Origin of the sequence: Lichenicola sp., from assembly GCF_965198575.1 — a bacterium.
In the GTDB taxonomy this organism is placed as follows: Bacteria; Pseudomonadota; Alphaproteobacteria; order Acetobacterales; family Acetobacteraceae; genus Lichenicola.
Genome location: NZ_OZ240671.1, coordinates 3,187,471 through 3,205,088 on the forward strand (window position 1 = coordinate 3,187,471; position 17,618 = coordinate 3,205,088).

The 17,618-nt window shown below is 68.6% G+C and carries 11 protein-coding genes; 3 read left to right on the forward strand and 8 right to left on the reverse strand.

Features of this window, described 5'->3' with window-relative positions; translation table 11 throughout:
• Window positions 1-43: 43 nt before the first annotated feature.
• A complete protein-coding gene (locus ACOEQ2_RS14475; protein ID WP_419728665.1) occupies window positions 44-1,366 on the reverse strand; it encodes an L-dopachrome tautomerase-related protein in 1,323 nt (440 codons plus the stop codon).
• Window positions 1,367-1,597: 231 nt separating this feature from the next.
• The gene (locus tag ACOEQ2_RS14480) at window positions 1,598-3,091 is read right to left on the reverse strand and encodes a carboxypeptidase M32 (RefSeq protein WP_419728666.1); all 1,494 of its coding nucleotides are present in this window, start codon (window positions 3,089-3,091) and stop codon (window positions 1,598-1,600) included.
• A gap of 182 nt (window positions 3,092-3,273) precedes the next feature.
• Between ACOEQ2_RS14480 and ACOEQ2_RS14485 the strand changes: the two genes are divergently transcribed.
• Complete coding sequence (locus ACOEQ2_RS14485) at window positions 3,274-5,157, forward strand: tetratricopeptide repeat protein (RefSeq protein WP_419728667.1); 1,884 nt, start codon at window positions 3,274-3,276, stop codon at window positions 5,155-5,157.
• 9 nt (window positions 5,158-5,166) lie between these two features.
• Here the strand turns inward: ACOEQ2_RS14485 and ACOEQ2_RS14490 are convergent, their stop codons facing one another.
• Window positions 5,167-5,628, reverse strand: a complete 462-nt coding sequence (locus ACOEQ2_RS14490; RefSeq protein WP_419728668.1) for a hypothetical protein — start codon at window positions 5,626-5,628, stop codon at window positions 5,167-5,169.
• 363 nt (window positions 5,629-5,991) lie between these two features.
• On the opposite strand from ACOEQ2_RS14490, the gene ACOEQ2_RS14495 reads away from it, so the two are divergent.
• Window positions 5,992-7,245, forward strand: a complete 1,254-nt coding sequence (locus tag ACOEQ2_RS14495; protein ID WP_419731236.1) for an outer membrane beta-barrel protein — start codon at window positions 5,992-5,994, stop codon at window positions 7,243-7,245.
• A gap of 97 nt (window positions 7,246-7,342) precedes the next feature.
• On the opposite strand, the gene ACOEQ2_RS14500 is transcribed toward ACOEQ2_RS14495, so the two are convergent.
• The 3 genes from ACOEQ2_RS14500 to ACOEQ2_RS14510 all read right to left on the reverse strand — a co-directional run bounded on the left by ACOEQ2_RS14500 (window position 7,343) and on the right by ACOEQ2_RS14510 (window position 14,634).
• Window positions 7,343-10,264 (reverse strand): [protein-PII] uridylyltransferase, encoded by a 2,922-nt coding sequence (locus tag ACOEQ2_RS14500; RefSeq protein WP_419731237.1) that lies wholly within the window; start codon window positions 10,262-10,264, stop codon window positions 7,343-7,345.
• Between the two features lie 28 nt (window positions 10,265-10,292).
• Window positions 10,293-13,073, reverse strand: coding sequence for a DNA mismatch repair protein MutS (gene mutS / locus ACOEQ2_RS14505; RefSeq protein WP_419728669.1), 2,781 nt, complete (start codon window positions 13,071-13,073; stop codon window positions 10,293-10,295).
• 88 nt (window positions 13,074-13,161) lie between these two features.
• A complete protein-coding gene (locus ACOEQ2_RS14510; RefSeq protein WP_419728670.1) occupies window positions 13,162-14,634 on the reverse strand; it encodes a DUF4214 domain-containing protein in 1,473 nt (490 codons plus the stop codon).
• Between the two features lie 80 nt (window positions 14,635-14,714).
• Between ACOEQ2_RS14510 and ACOEQ2_RS14515 the strand changes: the two genes are divergently transcribed.
• Window positions 14,715-15,200 carry a hypothetical protein gene (locus ACOEQ2_RS14515; RefSeq protein ID WP_419728671.1) on the forward strand — a complete coding sequence of 162 codons (486 nt, stop codon included), beginning with the start codon at window positions 14,715-14,717 and terminating at the stop codon, window positions 15,198-15,200.
• A gap of 15 nt (window positions 15,201-15,215) precedes the next feature.
• Here the strand turns inward: ACOEQ2_RS14515 and ACOEQ2_RS14520 are convergent, their stop codons facing one another.
• Together ACOEQ2_RS14520 and ACOEQ2_RS14525 are read right to left on the reverse strand one after the other, a co-directional pair.
• The gene (locus ACOEQ2_RS14520) at window positions 15,216-15,995 is read right to left on the reverse strand and encodes a hypothetical protein (RefSeq protein ID WP_419728672.1); all 780 of its coding nucleotides are present in this window, start codon (window positions 15,993-15,995) and stop codon (window positions 15,216-15,218) included.
• 74 nt (window positions 15,996-16,069) lie between these two features.
• Window positions 16,070-17,431 carry an outer membrane beta-barrel protein gene (locus tag ACOEQ2_RS14525; RefSeq protein WP_419728673.1) on the reverse strand — a complete coding sequence of 454 codons (1,362 nt, stop codon included), beginning with the start codon at window positions 17,429-17,431 and terminating at the stop codon, window positions 16,070-16,072.
• Window positions 17,432-17,618 lie beyond the last annotated feature (187 nt).

The window sequence follows — 17,618 nt, forward strand, 5'->3', positions numbered from 1 at the left end:
GGTCCAGGTCGGCGCGAAGGGGCGGGGGCTCGCCGGCACCGGTTCATGGCGGAACCCGCGGAGTGGCGTCCGGACGCGCCGGGCCCTTTGCTGCCGCTGGAGCAGGACCGGGCGCGGGTGCCGCCGCCACCTTGCCGGCCTGCGTTGCCGCCGCCGCCAACTCCACCGGCTTCAGCGAATACAACCCCACCGGGAATTGGACCTGACTATGGCCGTGATGGAAGGTGGCCGCGCGATCGAGTTGCGGCACCGGCACGGTCAGCACGCCACCCGATCCCAGGGACGATCCGCCGGCCCAGTGCAGCCGGGGATCGTGCAGCAGCAGCCCGAGCTGGCGCGCCGGCGACAGGGTGAGGATGCTGTCGGTTTCGAGGTCGTTCAGGTAGAGCGTGCCGTCCGCGGCGATCGCCATGCCGCCGAGCGCCGGGGTGTCGTACCAGAACGCCATCCCGTTGGAGAGCGATCGCGGCGAGGCCTGTGGGTCGTCCAGCAACGCCGTGGCGATGCGTGACATCGGACCGCAAAACGGCTGCACATAGAGATAACGTCCATCCGGGGTGACCTCGAGCAGGCTGCCGAGGTTCATCGCGGGCTTGCCGTCCGGACCCTTCAGCATTTCGCCATCCACCGTGACCGGGCGCTGGCCGGTCAGCGCCGGATCATGGTCGAGCACACGGCGGAAGCTGCCGGCTGCGAGATCGACGACGATCAGGCCGGGCGCTCCGGCATCGGTCACATAGGCATGTCCGCCATTGAAGCGGATGTCTGCGAGCACGCTCTTCGGCCGCAGCATGTCGGCGGAAAGCGTGAGCACCCGGGTGACCTGGCCGGAGCCGAGATCGATCCGGATCAGCCGGCTGGCGTCCGGCAGCGCCGACTTGCCGAACCCGGGCGAGCCGGTATCGACCGCCCACAGCGCACCATCCGGCGACAGACGGATCGCGGTCAGTCCGACAAACGCCGGGGCGGCCGGCTGCGCGCCACCCGGGGCGTGATCGGATGGTCCGGCCGGGGTCGGAGCGGTGACCGGGGCCCGGTTCCAGCCGGCATCCGGATAGGGTGTCAGGGTGCCATCGGCGGCGAGTTGTGCCAGTTGCGGGCCGGAGCTGTTGGCCAGCCGCGGCATGACCACGAACGTGCGACCATCCGGCGCGACGACCACGCCGCTCCAGACCAGCTGCCGGGATTGCGCCCGCTCGGTCAGCGCATCCGCCGGAACCACGGTCGCAGGCCCAGTGGCCGACGCATTGGCCGGTGGCGACACCGGCGGCGTGGTGCTTGCCCGGGCCGAAGCGTGGATGCAGCCGATCAGGATCGCCGGCAGCAGCAGGCAGCGAAGCAGGATGCTGACGGGAACGTGAGGCAACCGCGCAAATTGCCCAGGACTTGATGCAGCAATCGGTTCAACTGAAGTCAGCGAGCGCAGCGAGATGGCACGGGTTATCCTCCTCACAGGTATGATCATGACCTTCGCGATCGGGACGGTTGCGGCAACGGAAGCCGGAGTGATCATGCCGATGCCCGCATCGTTCGTCACTGCCACGAACTAGGAACCGGTACGGCACCTGGGTTATCGCGCCCCCAGGTTGCCGCTTCGTTAACGCTCAAGGTAACGATCCCGCAGGTAGGCCTGGTAGATCGCAGCGTCGAGTTCCCGGCCGGTCGCCTCGGACACGATCCGGGCGGTGGTCGAGACGCTCGCCTTTCGATGCACATTCAGCCTCAACCACTCCAGCAAGACCGAAAAGTCGCCGGTCGCCAGGCGGGGATCGAGCCGAGGCTCTGATCGTGTCGCAGCTGCGAACAGTTGGGCCGCGGTCATCGCACCGAGGGTGTAGGTCGGGAAGTAGCCCCAGGCGCCGCCCGGCCAGTGAATGTCCTGCAGGCAGCCTCGTCGATCGTCCGGCACGTCAATGCCGATCAGCGCGCGCAGTCCGTCATTGAATGCAGCAGGCAGATCCGCGAGTGCCAGGTCACCGGCGATCAGCGACTTCTCGAGCTGGTAGCGCAGCAGCACGTGCGCCGGGTAAGTCACCTCGTCGGCATCGACCCGGATCAGACCCGGGCGCACCCGCCGGTAATGGCGGCCAAGATTTTCCGGCGACCACGCGGCGTTGTCGCCGAACGTCTGCCGGAGCAGCGGCGCCAGATACGAGAGAAACGCGTCGCCACGGCAGGCCTGCATCTCGATCAGCAGCGACTGGCTTTCGTGCAGCGTCATGCCGCGCGCCTGGCCGACCGGCTGGCTGAGCCACTCGCGGGGGCGGCCCTGCTCATAGAGCGCATGCCCGGTCTCATGCAGCACGCCCATCAGCGCACCTGAGAAATCGCTCTCGTCGTACCGCGTGGTGATCCGGACGTCGTCGGTGGCGCCGCCGCAGAACGGGTGCGTGCTGGTATCGAGACGCCCGCGGCTCTCGTCGAAGCCGGCCGCGCGCATCAGCTGGCCGGCAAGCTCGCGTTGCAACGCCACCGGGAACGGACCGGGCAGGGGCAATGGCGGCGGCAGCCGCGCCTGGTGCTCCAGCACCTCCGCCAGCAGCGCCGGCAACCCCTCCTGCAGGCGGGCAAAGATCGGGTCGATGAAGGCCTGGGTGGTGCCGGGGTCGTACTGGTCGAGCAGCGCGTCGTACGGCGACAACCCCAGCGCGGCGCCTTTCGCACGCCCGACCTCGCGCTGGGTCTCCAGCACCTCCGTGAGCAACGGCAGCAGCCCGGCGAAGTCGTTCTCCGCCCGCGCCTGCCGCCATGCGACCTCGCAGGTGGTGGCCGCGCGCGAGGCCGCCTCGACGAGATCGCCCGGCACCGCCACGGCATGCGCATGCTGGCGTCGCATCTCGCGCAGGTTGGCAGCCTGCCACGTATCCAGCGCGCCCGCGTCGTCACGTTCGGCGCGGTCGAGCAGCTCGTCGGTCTCGCTGTCGGTCAGCAGCTCGTGGCGGATCACCGACAGGGTGGCGATCTGCTCGCCCCGCTCGGTCGCCGCACCCAGCGGCATGATCGCCTCCTTGTCCCAGCCGAGAATGCCGAGCGCGCCATCCAGACGGCTGAGCCTGGCGAAACGTCGTTCCAGCGCGTGATAGGCCTGCATCCGCCACTCCTGCTGCGTTTTCTGGGCACGTTTTTTGGCACGTTCTCTTGCAATCGGTGCGCAGACCGTTCCCGGCATAGCGACAGGCCAGGCCCAGGGAAACCCGGACGCCGCGGAAATTGCCACCGGCTTCGACCCGCCCGCTTCGACCCGAGCTGGCGGTTCGGCTAGAACCGGCATCGATGTCGAGACATGAACCCGGACCAGCAGCCGCCCCGAGCAGCCGACGCGACGCACGACGCCGGGCCACGCAGGCGGACGCGCTCGCGACCGAGGCCCTGCAGCAGCACCGTCTCGGCATGCTGACCGAGGCGGAGATCCTGTATCGCGAGGCACTGTCGGTGCAGCCCGATCACGCCGACAGCCTGCACGGCATGGGGGTGCTGGCCCGGATCGGCGGCCGCAGCGACCTCGGCGTCGCCTTCATCGGTCGTGCGGTGCGCGCCCGGCCGGAGGTCGCCCACTATTATATCGATCTCGGACAGGCGCTGGCAGAGCTCGGGCATGCCGAGGAGGCGCGGGCGGCGCTGCAGGTGGCGGTCCTGCGCGAACCCGACGATCCGCGGGCGCATGTCGCCCTGGCCACCACGCTGGAACGGCTCGGTCGCTTCGACGAGGCGATCGCGAGCCGGCGCACCGCCACCAGCCTGGCGCCCGACGATGCGCAATCCTGGCATCAGCTCGGCGCCCTGCTCGGGCGGCTCGGACGGCTTGCGGAGGCAGAGGCGGCGTTCCGCAGGACAGTGGCGCTGCTTCCGGAGGATGCCGGCGCGCTGGCCAATCTCGGCGGGCTGCTGTTCGAGCGTCACCAGCTCGACGAGGCCGGCACGCTGCTGCGCCAGGCTGCGGCGACGGGAACGCCGAGCCCGGCCACGCTGAGCAATCTCGGGTTGGTATTGATGGCGCAGGGCGACGTGGTCGAGGCCGAGCGTCAACTCGGCCGCGCGGCGGAACTGGCGCCGGCTGAGGACGCCATCCTGGTCAATCGCGGCAGCGTGCTGACCGATCTCGGGCGCCATGCCGAGGCGGAGGCCTGCTTCCGGACGGTCGAGACGCGCGCACCCGCTGGTTCCGATCACGCGGCACGCGCGCGTTTCAACCGGGCAACGGTGTTGCTGGCGACCGCCGACCTGCGCGGTCGCGGGCCCGATGACACGGCGCGGCTGCAGGAAGGCTGGGCGTTGTTCGAGGCGCGGCGATCGCTGGTGTCGGCAGCCGCGCCGGCCTCGGCACGGCAGCTTCCGGAGTGGGACGGTCATACGCCGGCGGATGGCGCCGCGCTGCTGCTGCATGCCGAGCAGGGCCTGGGCGACGCGATCCAGTTCCTGCGCTACGTGCCGCTTGCCGCGCGCCTCGGACCGGTCGTGCTGGCACTGCCGGCGCCGTTGCTCGGGCTGGCGCGACACTTCGCCGACCCGCACTGCCGGGTGGTGCCGTTGGACGATCCCGCGATCGGCAGCTGCGGTGCCCGTGCCAGCCTGCTCAGCCTGCCGCACCTGCTGCACGCGCCGGCGCCACCGCCATTCGTGCCCTACCTCAGCGCATCGGACGAGCCGGCCTTGCGGGAATTCGTCGGATCGCTGCCGGGACTGAGGGTCGGTCTCGCCTGGGCCGGCAGCCCGACCTATCGGTTCGATCGCCGCCGGTCGATGCGGCTGGCCGACCTGGCGCCGCTGGCCGGGGTCGCCGGCGTCAGCCTGGTCTCGTTGCAGCAGGGTGCGGCCGCATCCGATGTGGCGCCGGACGGAATGCGCCTGGTCGTGCCGCCGGCGCCGCTGTCCGATCTCGCCACGACTGCGGCGCTCATTGCCGAGCTCGACCTGGTGGTGAGCGTCGATACCGCGATCGCGCACCTCGCCGGAGCGCTCGGTCGTCCGGTCTGGCTGCTCAACCGCTTCGGCGGCGACTGGCGCTGGCAGGAGGGCGGCACCGGCCCGGACGGGCACAGCCTGTGGTATCCGTCCCTGCGCCAGTTCCGCCAGGCCGAACCGCTGCCACCAGACCAGGCCTGGCTCGATCCGGTGGCGCGCCTGGCCTCGGCACTGGCCGATCGGGCGCGCCAGTAGCCCTGGCGCTCAGGCCCGGCGTGCGATCACGCCGCGGCCGGTATGGATCCGCATCTCGCCGCCATCGGTCTGCAGGTAGGGCGCGTCGAAGCCGGCCTGCACCAGCGCCTTCATGGCCACACCGACAAAGTCGCGCTCGGCGTGCGGAACGGCGATCACCATGCGGCCGTGATCGTCGAGCGAGCGCACGGCCTGGTTGATGATGCGGCCGATGGTGACCAGCGTCGCATGCGGCACCAGGACGATGTCGGCGGACCGGGTCTCGGTGTGGGCGTCGGGCAGACGTGCCTCGGCACGGCGGCATTCGGTATGGATCAGGGCGGACAGGGTATCGGCGGGGTAGCAGCCGAGCACCAGGACGCGCATCCCCTCCAGGTCGGACGTCTCGCCGACGAGTGCGACCGAGCTCGACCGGGATTGCAGGATCGTGCGGGCATATCGCGTGCGACGATCACGAAGTGACTCACTCATTGCCATCAGTCTCCACCGGGGCATGAACGCTTCCGGATGACCACACAGTGCGGCGGACGCGCGTAAAGGATCGATACGCATTGCGGGGCAGCCAAATAAATCATGTGTAAATACAGCCACAGCCGTCGTCGTTTATGCCGGGTTTATGCAATCCCGCCAGATCCGTATCGCGGCTTTACCCGGGTCGCTGGCCTAACTCCGCCAGCAGGACTGCGCCGGCCCGCCTGAATCATGACGGGTCGCACCCGCACGTCCATGCCGACAGAGTTTGGGTGGCGACACGTGATCAACAGACGAATTTCCTTGGGCCGCGGTGCCAGAAGATTGCTCGGAACGAGCGCTCTTGCTGGCGCAACGTTCGTGATGACGTGCGCAGTGGCGCAAGCGCAAAGCGTCGCACCTGGTGCTTCACCGGCGCCGACCGCTGCGGCCAGCGTCAATGCGGTGGGCGCCACGGCTGCTCCCGCTGCGCCGGCTGCCCCGAAAAGTTGGGCCAGCACCATCACCTTCGGCGCGCAGGTCGATGCCGGCATCACCGGCAATTTCGACCGCCCGTCGGACGGGCTGAATTACGGCCGGTTGTTCGACGACAAGGCCAACACGGTGCTGCTGAACCAGTTGCAGCTGACCGCCACCCGGCCGATCGACAGCTCGTCCAGCGGCTACGATATCGGCTTCACGCTGCAGGGCACGTACGGTTCCGACGTGCGCTACACTCATTTCCTCGGCGAGTTCGACAACGTCACCAGCGACCGCAACCAGTTCACCCTGCTGCAGGCGAACCTGCTGCTGCATGCGCCCTGGCTGGTGAAGGGCGGCATCGACTTCAAGCTCGGCCAGTTCGTGACACCGATCGGCTACGAAACCATCGATCCCAGCACCAACCCGTTCTATTCGCACTCCTACATGTTCAATTTCGGTCCGTTCCAGCACACCGGACTGGAAGCGGTCGTGCATGTCAGCCCGATGCTCGACATCTATGGCGAAGTCGATACCGGCGAGAGCACCACGTTCGGTGGCGGCGACAACAATGCCGAGCCGGCCGGCCTGGTCGGGTTCGGACTGAACGGATTGGCGGGCGGCAAGCTGACCGTGCTGGCGCTGTCGCATTTCGGGCCGGAGAACGCGACCAACGCGATCGGCAACGATGCCAACAGCGAGATGCGCTACGAGAGCGACCTGATCAACACCTACAAGGCGACCGACAAGCTGACCTTCGTGCTGGAGCTGAACTGGCTGCATGACGATCTGGTCGGTGCGGAAGCGTATGGTGCGGCGGGCTACGCGAGCTACGCGTTGACACCGACGCTGACGGCCAATTTCCGCGGCGAGGTGTATCGCGACAACTCCGGTTTCTTCGTCGCGGCCTATCCCGGGAACCTGGACAACGTGCGTGCGCTCAACGGACTGTCCAACAGCTCGTTCTCGGCCGGCCGGCAGACCTACAGCGAGTGGACCTGGGGCGTGAGCTACAAGCCGGTGATCCCGCATGTGGCGTTGCTCGCGTTCCGCCCGGAAATTCGCTGGGACAAATCGTTCAGCGGCGGCCACCCGTATAACGGCCTCGCCGACAACGGCAGCTTCACCCTCGCCGCCGATGTGATCCTCGGGTTCTAGAGCATCATCCGATCGATCTCGCGTATCGATCGGATATGATTGCTCGCCAGACAACGACCTGGAGTTTTCTTTCGATCCCTCTCGATCGGGAAAAGCTCTAGGCCGTCGTGCCGGTACGCCTGCGTTCCGGCGGCGGGCCGGCGAGTGCTGCGATCGCGTCCTCGGCGCGGGTGAGCACGCCGACCAGGCTCACGCGCAACTCGTCGAGCTTGCGTTCGTTGCTGAGCTTCAGCCCGAAGACGTCCTTCACGTAGAACACATCCACCGCGCGCACGCCGTACGTCGTGATATGCGCGGACGCGATCTGCAACCCCTGCTGGCTGATCGCCGCGGTGACGTCGTGCAGCAGGCCGGGGCGGTCGCGGCCATTCACCTCGATCACCGTGTGGGTATTGGACGCGCGATTATCCACCACGACGCGCGGCGGCACATGGATCGCCCGCATTCGCCGGCCCATCAGGCTGCTCGACGACTTGGCGATCTCGCTGGCGAGGTCGATCCGCCCCGAGAGCGCCTGCTCGACCAGGATGGTGAGGCGGGCGAGCCGATGCGGCGCGTCGAACGTGTCCTCGGCCGCGTCCTGCACCCAGAAGGTGTCGAGCGCCATGCCGTTGGTCATGGTGTGGATGCGCGCATCGACGATCGAGGCGCCGGCCACCGCGAGCGCTCCGGCAATCCGGCTGAACAGGCCTGAATGATCGCTGGTGTAGATGGTGACCTCGGTGACCGCGCGCGCCGGCAAAGGCTGCGTGTCGACGGTGAGCGTCGAGGCCCGCGCGGTGCTTTCGCGGATCATCCTCGCGTGCCGGGCGTGCGTTTCCGGGTCGAACGACAGCCAGTAGCCGCCATAGCCGAGGGCCAGGAACGTCGCGATCTCGGCGGGTTCGAATCCGTCCGCCTCGAGCAGGTCGCGCACCGCGTCCTTGGCGCGCGATACCCGGACGTCGCGCTCCGGGGTCGCGAGACCGCCGGCCAGCACTTCCGCCACCCGCCCGTACAGCTCGCGCAGCAGCGTCGCCTTCCAGTTGTTCCAGACCTTCGGGCCCACCGCGCGCATGTCGATGATGGTCAGGATCAGCAGCAGCCGAAGCCGCTCCGGCGACTGGATGGTGTCGGCGAGGTCCAGGATGGTTTTAGGGTCGTCGATATCGCGGTGGAACGCGGTCTGGCTGAGCAGCAGGTGATGCAGCACCAGCCACGACACCGTCTCGGTTTCTTCCGCCGAGAGGCCGAGCGTCGGACACAGCTGCAGCGCCACTTCCGAACCGAGCTCGGAATGATCGCCGCCGCGGCCCTTGGCGATGTCGTGCAGCAGCGTCGCCACATACAACGCGCGGCGCGATTGCAGGTCCTCGACGAGATCGTTGGCGACCGGCGTCTCCTCGGCGAGCAGCCCGGCCTCGAGCATGCCGAGGATGCGCACCGCCTCGATGGTGTGCTCGTCGACGGTGAAGACGTGATAGGTGTCGAACTGCATCTGGCCGACGATGCGCGACCATTCCGGGATCAGCCGGCCCAGCAGCCCGGTCTCGTTCAGCACATGCAGCCACCTGGCGCCGGACTGCGCCGGCTCACCGCGGCCGATCTCGTCGGGCGGCGAGGCGCGGCCCCCGGTCGTGCCCGCCGGCTCCGCGGAGATGGGTCTGGGACGCCGCTCCGGCCGTGTGCCGCAGATCAGCCCGAGCAGGATGCGGTTGGCCTCGGCGTCGCCACGCAGCGAGGCCGCACGTCGCTCCCAGCGGATCAGCGCGTGCATCGCCAGCGGGTGGATCGCCAGGCGCCGCTCGCAGGCCTGCGCCAGCAGCCGCAGCATCATGATCGGCTGGTCGTCGAACGACACCCCGGGCGCCGGCATGATCTGCCCGTCGACGAGCTCGAAGCCTGCCGCCAGCAGCGCCGGGTCAGCCTGGCGCGCAGCCGCCGGAACCCCGAGCGCCTCGCGCAGCACCTGCGGTTCCAGGATGTGGGTGAGGCGCATCACCTCGCGTGCGGTCAGGAAATAGTGCCGCATGAAGCGCTCGACACCGACCTGGCGACCGTGCCGCGTGTATCCCATGCGGGCGCCGACCACCGGCTGCATGTCGAAGGTGAGGCGCTCCTCGGCGCGGCCAGCGATGTAGTGGAGGTGGAATCGCACCGTCCAGAGGAAGTCCCACGAGCGTTGCGCGCGCTTGGCTTCCTGTTCGGTCAGCAGGCCGGGGGTGCCGCGATATCGGCCGGTCGGGCGGGCCAGCTCGGCGAAACTGCTGGTGCCGAAGGTGTCGCGACTGAGCCAGTACAGCGTCTGCAGGTCGCGCAGCGCGCCGCGGCCTTCCTTGATGTTCGGCTCGACCAGGAACGGGCTCTCGCCGTAGCGCTGGTGGCGGATGGCGCGCTCCCGCTGCTTGTCGGCGATGAACCCGCCCGGACCCGCCTCGACGCAGGCGACGATGTAGCGGGCCTGGAACATCGCGAACAGCGCGTCGTCGCCGGCGATGCGGCGGGCGTCCAGCAGCGTGGTGCGGATGGTGGTGTCGTCGGCGGCCTCGGCGATGCACTGGCTGACCGAGCGCGTCGCGTGCCCGACCTTGAGCCCCAGGTCCCACAGGAAATAGAGCATGAACTCGACCGCCGCGAGGATCGCCGGCGCCGGCTCCTCGTCGGTCAGGAACAACAGGTCGATGTCGCTGAACGGCGCCAGGGTGCCGCGCCCGTAGCCGCCGGTGGCCGCGATCGCCAGCGTCATGCCCGGTGCCGATTCGGCAAGCGTGAGCCGGGCGGCGGCGATCTGCTCCTGCAAGGCGTCGTTCAGGGTGAAGTCGTGCAGCGCGTCGATCAGCCCGTCGGTGAGGGCGGAGAGGCTCTGCGCGGCGGTCTCGCCATCGAGCCGGTGCTGCTCGAACTCGTCGCGGATGGCCTGCTGGATCCGCGCCAGATGACGTCGGAACAAGGCCAGGGCTGCGGCGCGCGGCGTCGGTCCGGCGTCTGCAGGTTTTGCGAGTGCCAAGGCGAGGGCGCGGGCGGCATCCTCTGGATCCATGAACAGCGAGGCTGGTGTAGGCATTGTCTCACGATCGTAGCGCGTCGCCGTCCGCGGCAACAGCAACATCGTGCATTGCAGCAAAGATCGCCTTCAGCCGATAGAGCGCGTCCAGCGCCTCGCGCGGCGTCAGCTGGTCGGGATCGATCGCGCCGAGGGCGTGGCCGAGCGCATCGGGCCTGGGAGCGGTCGTGCCGGTGTCCGGCGGTGGCGGATCCACAGGTTCGGGTTCGTCCAGCCCGGCGAACAGCGGCAGCGGCGGCCGGCTCGCGGCGCGGGTTTTTTCCAGGCTGGCCAGCAGCCGCCCGGCCCGGCGCACCACCGGTTCCGGCACCCCGGCGAGCCGCGCCACGTGCACGCCCCAGCTGCGCCCAGCGACACCTTTGACGACCTCGTGGCGGAACACCACCTGGCCCTTCCATTCGCGCACGCTCATGGTGTGGGCGCAGAGGCCCGGGAGCGTCTCGGCCAGCTCGCCGAGCTCGTGGAAGTGGGTCGCGAAGATGGTGCGGCAGCGTTGCGCGCCGGCCAGCGACTCCAGCACCGCCCAGGCGATCGCCAGCCCGTCGAGGGTCGAGGTGCCGCGGCCGATCTCGTCCACCACCACCAGCGAGCGCGGGCCGGCCAGGTGCAGGATCGCCGCGGTCTCGATCATCTCGACCATGAAGGTGCTGCGGCCGCGGGCCAGATCGTCGGCGGCGCCTACGCGACTGAACAGCCTGTCCACCACGCCGATCCGGGCCGCGTCCGCCGCCACCGGCAGCCCGGCCTGGGCCAGCACCACGGCGATGGCGGCCTGGCGCAGGAAGGTCGACTTGCCGGCCATGTTGGGCCCGGTCAGCAGCATCACCCGGCGATCGGGGGAGAGGTCGCAATCGTTGGGGGTGAAGCGGTCGGTGCGGGTGAGCGCGGCCTCCACCACCGGATGCCGCGCCTGCTCCAGCCGGAACGACGCATCGTCGGTCAGCACCGGCCGGCACCAGCGTCCGCTGGCCGCAATCCCGGCGCAGGATTGCAGCACGTCGAGCAACGCCAGTGCCTCGGCGATCGTGGGCAGCGTGGCATGCGCCAGCGCCTGTGCCACCAGCGACCCGAACACCAGGCGCTCGCGCTGCAGGGTGCGGTCGGCGGCCTCGCCGATGCGCCGGTCTAGATCGGCGAGCTCGTCGGTGGAGAACCGGGCGGCGCTGGCGGTGCCCTGGCGCAGCACCAGCTCCGGGCGGCCCTTGAGCTGGGCTGCCGCCGCGACCGGCACCTCGATCACGTAGCCGAGCTGGGCGTGGTGCCTGATGCGCAGGCTGGCGACCCCGAAGGCTTGCGCGTACTGCATCTGCAAGCCAGCGATCACGCGTCGGCTGTCGTCCCGCAAGGCGCGTTCGGCATCGAGCTCGCCATCGAAGCCGGTGGCGATGGTGCCACCGTCCTCGAGCCGGGCCGGCAGGTCGGGGCTGAGTGCGGCGGCAAGAAGTGTTTCGAGCGCCGTGCCGTCGCGCAGGATGCCGCGCGCGCGCTTCAGAAGCTCCGGCAACGGCGAGTGGATCGCAGCCGCCCGGTCGGCACCGCGGTCGCCATGTCCGGCGGCCAGGTCGAGTGCCGCCGCCGCCTCGCGCGCCGCGAACAGCCCGTCGCGCAAGGCGGCCAGGTCGCGCGGCTGGCCGCGGCCGACCGACAATCGCCCCAGTGCGCGTGCGATGTCGGGCGCACCCCGAAGGGCCTGCCGCAAGGCGCTCGTGCAGGTGGGATCGCCGGCCAGGACACTCCAGCCATCCTGCCTGGCGACGATGCGGTCGAGGTCGGTCAGCGGGCCGGCGATCCAACCTGCCAGCATCCGGCTGCCGGGTGCGGTGACCGTGCGGGCGACGCACGCGAACAGGCTGTGCTCGGTGGTGCCGTCTCGGCTGCGCAGCAGTTCCAGGCTGGCGCGCGTCGCCGGATCGAGTCCCAGCAGGCCGCCGCTGCCACCGGCGCCCTGCGACGATGGGCGGGACAGCCGCGGCAGCTGGCCCGCCTGGCTGTCGCGCACGTAGTCCAGCACGACCATGCCGGCCATCGCCTCCTCGTCCGTGAAGCTGCCGAACGCGTCGAGGCTGGCGGCGCCGAACGGCTCGGCCAGGCGCTGGCGGGCGACGAGCGGGGCAGGCGCCAGCGGCGCGGCGCCACGGCGTGGCTCGAACTCGCCGAGTGGCAGCGATGCCGGCGCCAGGATCTCCGCCGGATCGAGCCGGCCGAGCAGCTCCGCCAGCGCGCCCGCGCCGCTGACGGACGCGGTCTCGAACAGGCCTGTGGACACGTCGATCCAGGCGGCCCCGATCACGGGTGGGCTCGCCGCTGCATCCGGACGCGCGCTGCGTCGGGCAGGCGCCTGCACCAGCGCCAGCAGCAGGCTCGGGCGGCCCGGCTCCAGCAGCTCGTCCTCGGTCAGGGTGCCGGCGGTGACCAGCCGCACCACATCGCGCGACAACGGACCCTTCGGCACGCCAGGTCCCGGCTTGCGGGCGGGTTCGGTCTGCTCGGCGATGGCAACCCGGAAGCCGCGCCGGATCAGCCTGGCGAGATAGGCCTGGGCGGCCGCCACCGGCACGCCGCACATGGCGATTGGCTCACCGGCATGCCGGCCGCGGGCGGTCAGCGCGATGTCCAGGGCGGCGGCGGCGGCCTCGGCGTCGGCGAAGAACAGCTCGTAGAAGTCGCCCATCCGGAAGAACAGCAGCGCGTCCGGATTGCGTGCCTTGAGCGCGAACCACTGCGCCATCGCCGGCGACGCGCCCTCGGCCGAACGGACTGCGTCTGGGGTCACATCGTCGTTCATCGGACGATCTGTAGAGGGTGGCGGCAGCTTGCTCCAGTCGCCCGGCCGATCCTGCGGCAGGTGCTGCGCCGGATGTGGCCGCCGGTGTTCAGCCTTTCAGGAAGACCGATCCGTCGTTGGTGGCGGCGGCCGTATCCAGCCGGTTCTCGACGCTGTCGGCAAACCCGACGATCACGCTGGCCCGCGACGCGCCGTTGGCGAGCTCGCTGGTCCAACCATTGATCTCGCTGGCGCTGCCTGCGCGATGCAACGTGTTCTGATACAGCGCCGCGACGAAACCGGTGTTGCTGAACGCGCCGTAGTCCCGCGCGAACTCCTGCGAGCCGACCAGCCCGGCCGCCACCTGCGTGGTGCTCTGCCCGTTATCGAGATTGGTCGCCCAGCTGTTCATGCCGGTCGGGTCGGGTGCGCGGCCGAGTGCTGTTTCATACAGCCGGTACACCTCGGAATCGTCCTTGTCTCCGCCGAGCGGTTCGTAGAGTGCCCGGGCCTCCTGGCTCTGGGCGAGGCCTGCAAGGACATCGGCGCGGCTGAGGCCGGATTGCAGCCCGTTCAGCCAGTCCTGCGCGCCGCCCGCATCGGGGGTCCGGTCCAGGGTGGTCTCATAGGCGCGGGTGATGAATTGCATAGTGTTCAGCTGGTTCCAGCCATCGCCCGCGAATTCCTGCGAGCCCACGAAACCCGTGGCGATCTGATCGATGGACTGGCCGGAATTGACCGCGTTGGTCGCATTCTCGAGCCCGCCCAGGTCAGGGTCGCGATTGAAGGCGGCGTGGTAGAGGCGGGCGACGATCGCGGCATTTCCGGTCGGATCGGCCAGCGCGGCGCCGTCCTGGAACACATAGACCTGGTCGGCCGTGACGGAGGTAGTGCCTTCGGTGCCGACATTGTCGTGCACCAGCAACGTGCCGTTGCCGTTCTGGGCACGCGTGTAGTCGCTGCTGTCGCCGTAGAAATAGATCGTGTCCTGGTCCAGACCCTGGCCTTCGTTCGGACCATAGATCGACTGGATGCCGGCGATGTCGGAACCGCTCAACGTCCGGTTCAGGTCGGTGGCGGTCGGGTACATCACCGCGGTCGAGCTGGTATCGTGCGCCATCCCGAGCGCATGCCCGATCTCGTGCAACGCCACCTGCTCGAAGCTGGCGCCGGTGCCCGAATAGATCAGTGTGCCACTCGCATCCGCCTGCAGCGGCGTGATCGAGGGGTCCTGCAACTCGATCGTCACGCCGGGCGCCAGGTCGCTGGTGCCGACATAATAATACGGGATCGTCACCCCGATCTCGTTGCCGTCGGATTGTGCGCCGTTCAGCAGGTTGCCGAAGCCGATCCGGATGTCGGGAGTTTCCGTGGAGCTGCTGTTGTCGGCGACCTGGGCCAGGATGACCCCGGACTGTGACTGCCAGGATGCGAAAGCCTGCTCGATCAGGTTCTGCTGCGCCGCGTCGACCACCTCGTTCGAAAACGACGTATCGCCGAGCGTCGACACCCCACTGGTTTCGAACGACCAGGTGACGACCGGCTCGTATTTCCAGTCGAAGCCCTCGAGGGAGTAGGTCATCGTATCAGCCGCCTCTTGCAACCAGACGGCAGGAGGCGCCCGGATGCACACGTTTAACGGGCAGAAATCGCTGCAACAAGTTGTCGTCGCGCCCAAGAAACAAGATTTTCTGGTTTTATGGCAATTTATCGCGTTCAGGCCGGCGGCTTTCGCCGTGCGGACGGAGGGAAATCATGACCCGGATATTGTTCATCGGCCAGAAGCCCGAAACGGTGGATTATTCCGATCCTGCCCTGCCGCCAGGGTTCGATGCGGAAAAGATCGCCGCCGGCATTGCTGTGGCTGTCGCCGATATCGAGGCACGGGGATGGCAGGGCGACACCTGCATGATCGCGCCCGATGAAACAGCGGGTCCCGCCATCGAGAGGCAATTATCCGGCACGCATTACGACTGCGTGGTGATCGGCGGCGGCCTCAGGATCCCGCCCAGGAGCCTCGGCCTGTTCGAGATCGTGATCAACGCCGTCCACAAGGGCGCACCCGGTGCAGCCATCGCATTCAATACGCGTCCGGAGGACACCGCCGAAGCGGCAGCCCGTCAACTCGCTCGTAGCGGACGTCCGTGAAGCGCCTTCGACCGTTCAGCGGCCGCAGGTGGGGACTGGCACGGCCGGCTGCATGACCAGCCTGGTGCCGTCGGGCACGAAATCGGTGACCAGGTGGAGAGGCTTCTTCGGGAACAGCGTCCCGGGCGGCGCGGTCCAGCCGTCATAGCGGACCGAGAAGAGCGACCCGAGCCGGCGCGGTGGCTCGATCCGGGCCTTCAGCGCGTAGCTCTCGCAGTCGTGGTTCATCTTCATAAGCGCTTTGGTTTCGCCGGTCGGTGACGCTGCGCCCGCGAGGATGTCGTCATAAGCAACCGGGCCCGCGCTCGACATACGGATGACGCCGATCCATTCCGAGCATTCGCCCATGCCGCACCGGGCGCTCCGCGCGAAGAACAGCGGATCGCCTGCGAATCGATGCAGCTCGGCGCCGGCATTTGCCGGCTGGCCCCCTACGCCGGAGGTGAGCAACTCCGGCCAGAGGTGCCGTGGCACCCAGCCGCCCGATGTTCGACCGAGATAGGAGATCGCAATAGCGCCGGGAGCCGCATGGGCCACGATCTCGTTGACCTCGTAGGACACGAGCGCGACCTCATGATCGCCCAGATCGACAAGACGGTTCGGGCGGACGCCGAAGCTGACGGACCCGGTCCCGACACGCTTCGGTGCATCCGGGCCATCGTGGATCGGCACGGTCAGGGTCCGCGTAAGCGGCGACGCATGCCCGAAACTCGCGATGAACGCCGCTTCGAGATCCGGACCCTGGTCACACCGGCCGGCAGCCGGGACCGCCAGCACAAGGCCGGTGGCGATCACCGCGAAACGGTATCGAATATGCCTGAGCAAGTCCGTCCGGACCGGTCTTGTCGATCGCCGCGCCCTGACGATGCTCAGAACCCCAGGATCACGTCGCCGGCGAGGGTGAAGTTTCCGGTGTTGGTGAGGTCGTTGTACGGGTGGCCGCCGCTGAACGACTTGTCCCAGCGGATTTCGGGGCGGAAGGCGAGCAGCGCCACGTGCGGGATCACCGGCTTGTAGCTCACCCCCCAGGTCCACTCGCTGTAGGTCTGCCGGCCGGCACCATAGGCGCGCGATGGCAGTCCGTTCAGTGCCCGGATCGGGTCGAGGTTGCCGGGATCGGCAGCGACGAAGAAGCCGGCATTGTCGCGATACACCTCGCCGCGGAAATTCGCGGTCAGTGTCGGCGTCAGTGCATAACTCGCGTAGCCGGCCAGGCCATAGGAGTCCGCGCCGAACGCATCGTCATGCTGCCACTGGCCCTCGGCAACGAAGGTGAGCTTGTCGGTCGCCTTGTAGGTGACAACGCTGTCGGCCTCGTAGCGCATCTCGCTGTTGGCGTTGTTGCCCAGCGCGTTGGTGGCGTTCTCCGGCCCGAGATGGATGTAGGCGAGGGCTGTCAGCTTGCCGCCCGCCAACCCGTTCAGTCCGAACCCGACCAGGCCTGCCGGCTCGGCATTGTTGTCGCCGCCGCCGAAGGTCGTGCTCTCGCCGGTATCGACCTCGCCGTAGAGATCGAGCGTCGGATTGACGTGGGCCACCGCCTGCAGGCCGGTATGCTGGAACGGGCCGAAATTGAAGTTGTAGGAGTGCGAATAGAACGGGTTGGTGCTCGGGTCGATGGTCTCGTAGCCGATCAGCGTGGCGAACTGGCCGAGCTTGAAGTCGATGCCGCCTTTTACCAGCCAGGGCGCGTGCATCGTCACGTTCGCCTGCAGGATGCTGAACTGGTCACGGTCGTGCGTCAGATAGCCGAACTCGCCCAGGTAATGCGTGTAGCGCGCGTCCGATCCATACGTGCCCTGCAGGATGAAGCCGAAATCGTAGGTCGAGAGGGTCGGGTCGATCGGCCGGGTAACGGTCAGCTGCAGGCTGTTCAGCAGCACCGTGTTGGCCTTGTCGTCGAACAGCCGACCATAATTCAACCCATCCGCCGGCCGGTCGAAATTGCCGGTGATCCCGGCATCGAGTTGTGCGCCATAGGTGATCGTGCTGGCCCAGGTCTTCGGTGCGGCGGGCGCAGCGGGTGCGGCCGGGGTGGCGGTCGCGGCGGTGCCGTTGACGCTCGCCGACGCAGGCGTGGTCCCGGTCGAGACCGCCGGGGCGCCAGTTTGTGCCCCGCTCTGGGCTGCGGTCTGGGCAAGACCGGCGCCAGGCATCGCCAGCAACCCGGCGAGTGCCATCGGCAGCAGCGACGCGCCGGCCAGCAGGGTGCGACGGCTGGTCCGAACCATGTGGTTCCTTGCTCGGCCTGAGCAGGCGCGGTGCTGCGCGGTCAGGGTCGCAGGGAACAGGGTCATGTCGATCCTCCGGTCATTCAGGCTGGCGTCGACTCGTCCCTCAACCGGAACAAGCGAGGTGTCGATACGCGTCCGACAGGATTGTCTGTGACTGGCCGGACTGCCCCTTGTCCAGGCAGAA

Excerpts from the sequence above, each read along its gene's own strand:
- ACOEQ2_RS14485 (WP_419728667.1), top strand. The coding sequence starts at position 3,274 with ATGTCGAGACATGAACCCGGACCAGCAGCCGCCCCGAGCAGCCGACGC.
- ACOEQ2_RS14480 (WP_419728666.1), bottom strand. The coding sequence starts at position 3,091 with ATGCAGGCCTATCACGCGCTGGAACGACGTTTCGCCAGGCTCAGCCGT.
- ACOEQ2_RS14500 (WP_419731237.1), bottom strand. The coding sequence starts at position 10,264 with ATGGATCCAGAGGATGCCGCCCGCGCCCTCGCCTTGGCACTCGCAAAA.
- mutS (WP_419728669.1), bottom strand. The coding sequence starts at position 13,073 with ATGAACGACGATGTGACCCCAGACGCAGTCCGTTCGGCCGAGGGCGCG.
- ACOEQ2_RS14490 (WP_419728668.1), bottom strand. The coding sequence starts at position 5,628 with ATGAGTGAGTCACTTCGTGATCGTCGCACGCGATATGCCCGCACGATC.
- ACOEQ2_RS14510 (WP_419728670.1), bottom strand. The coding sequence starts at position 14,634 with ATGACCTACTCCCTCGAGGGCTTCGACTGGAAATACGAGCCGGTCGTC.
- ACOEQ2_RS14495 (WP_419731236.1), top strand. The coding sequence starts at position 5,992 with ATGACGTGCGCAGTGGCGCAAGCGCAAAGCGTCGCACCTGGTGCTTCA.
- ACOEQ2_RS14525 (WP_419728673.1), bottom strand. The coding sequence starts at position 17,431 with ATGGTTCGGACCAGCCGTCGCACCCTGCTGGCCGGCGCGTCGCTGCTG.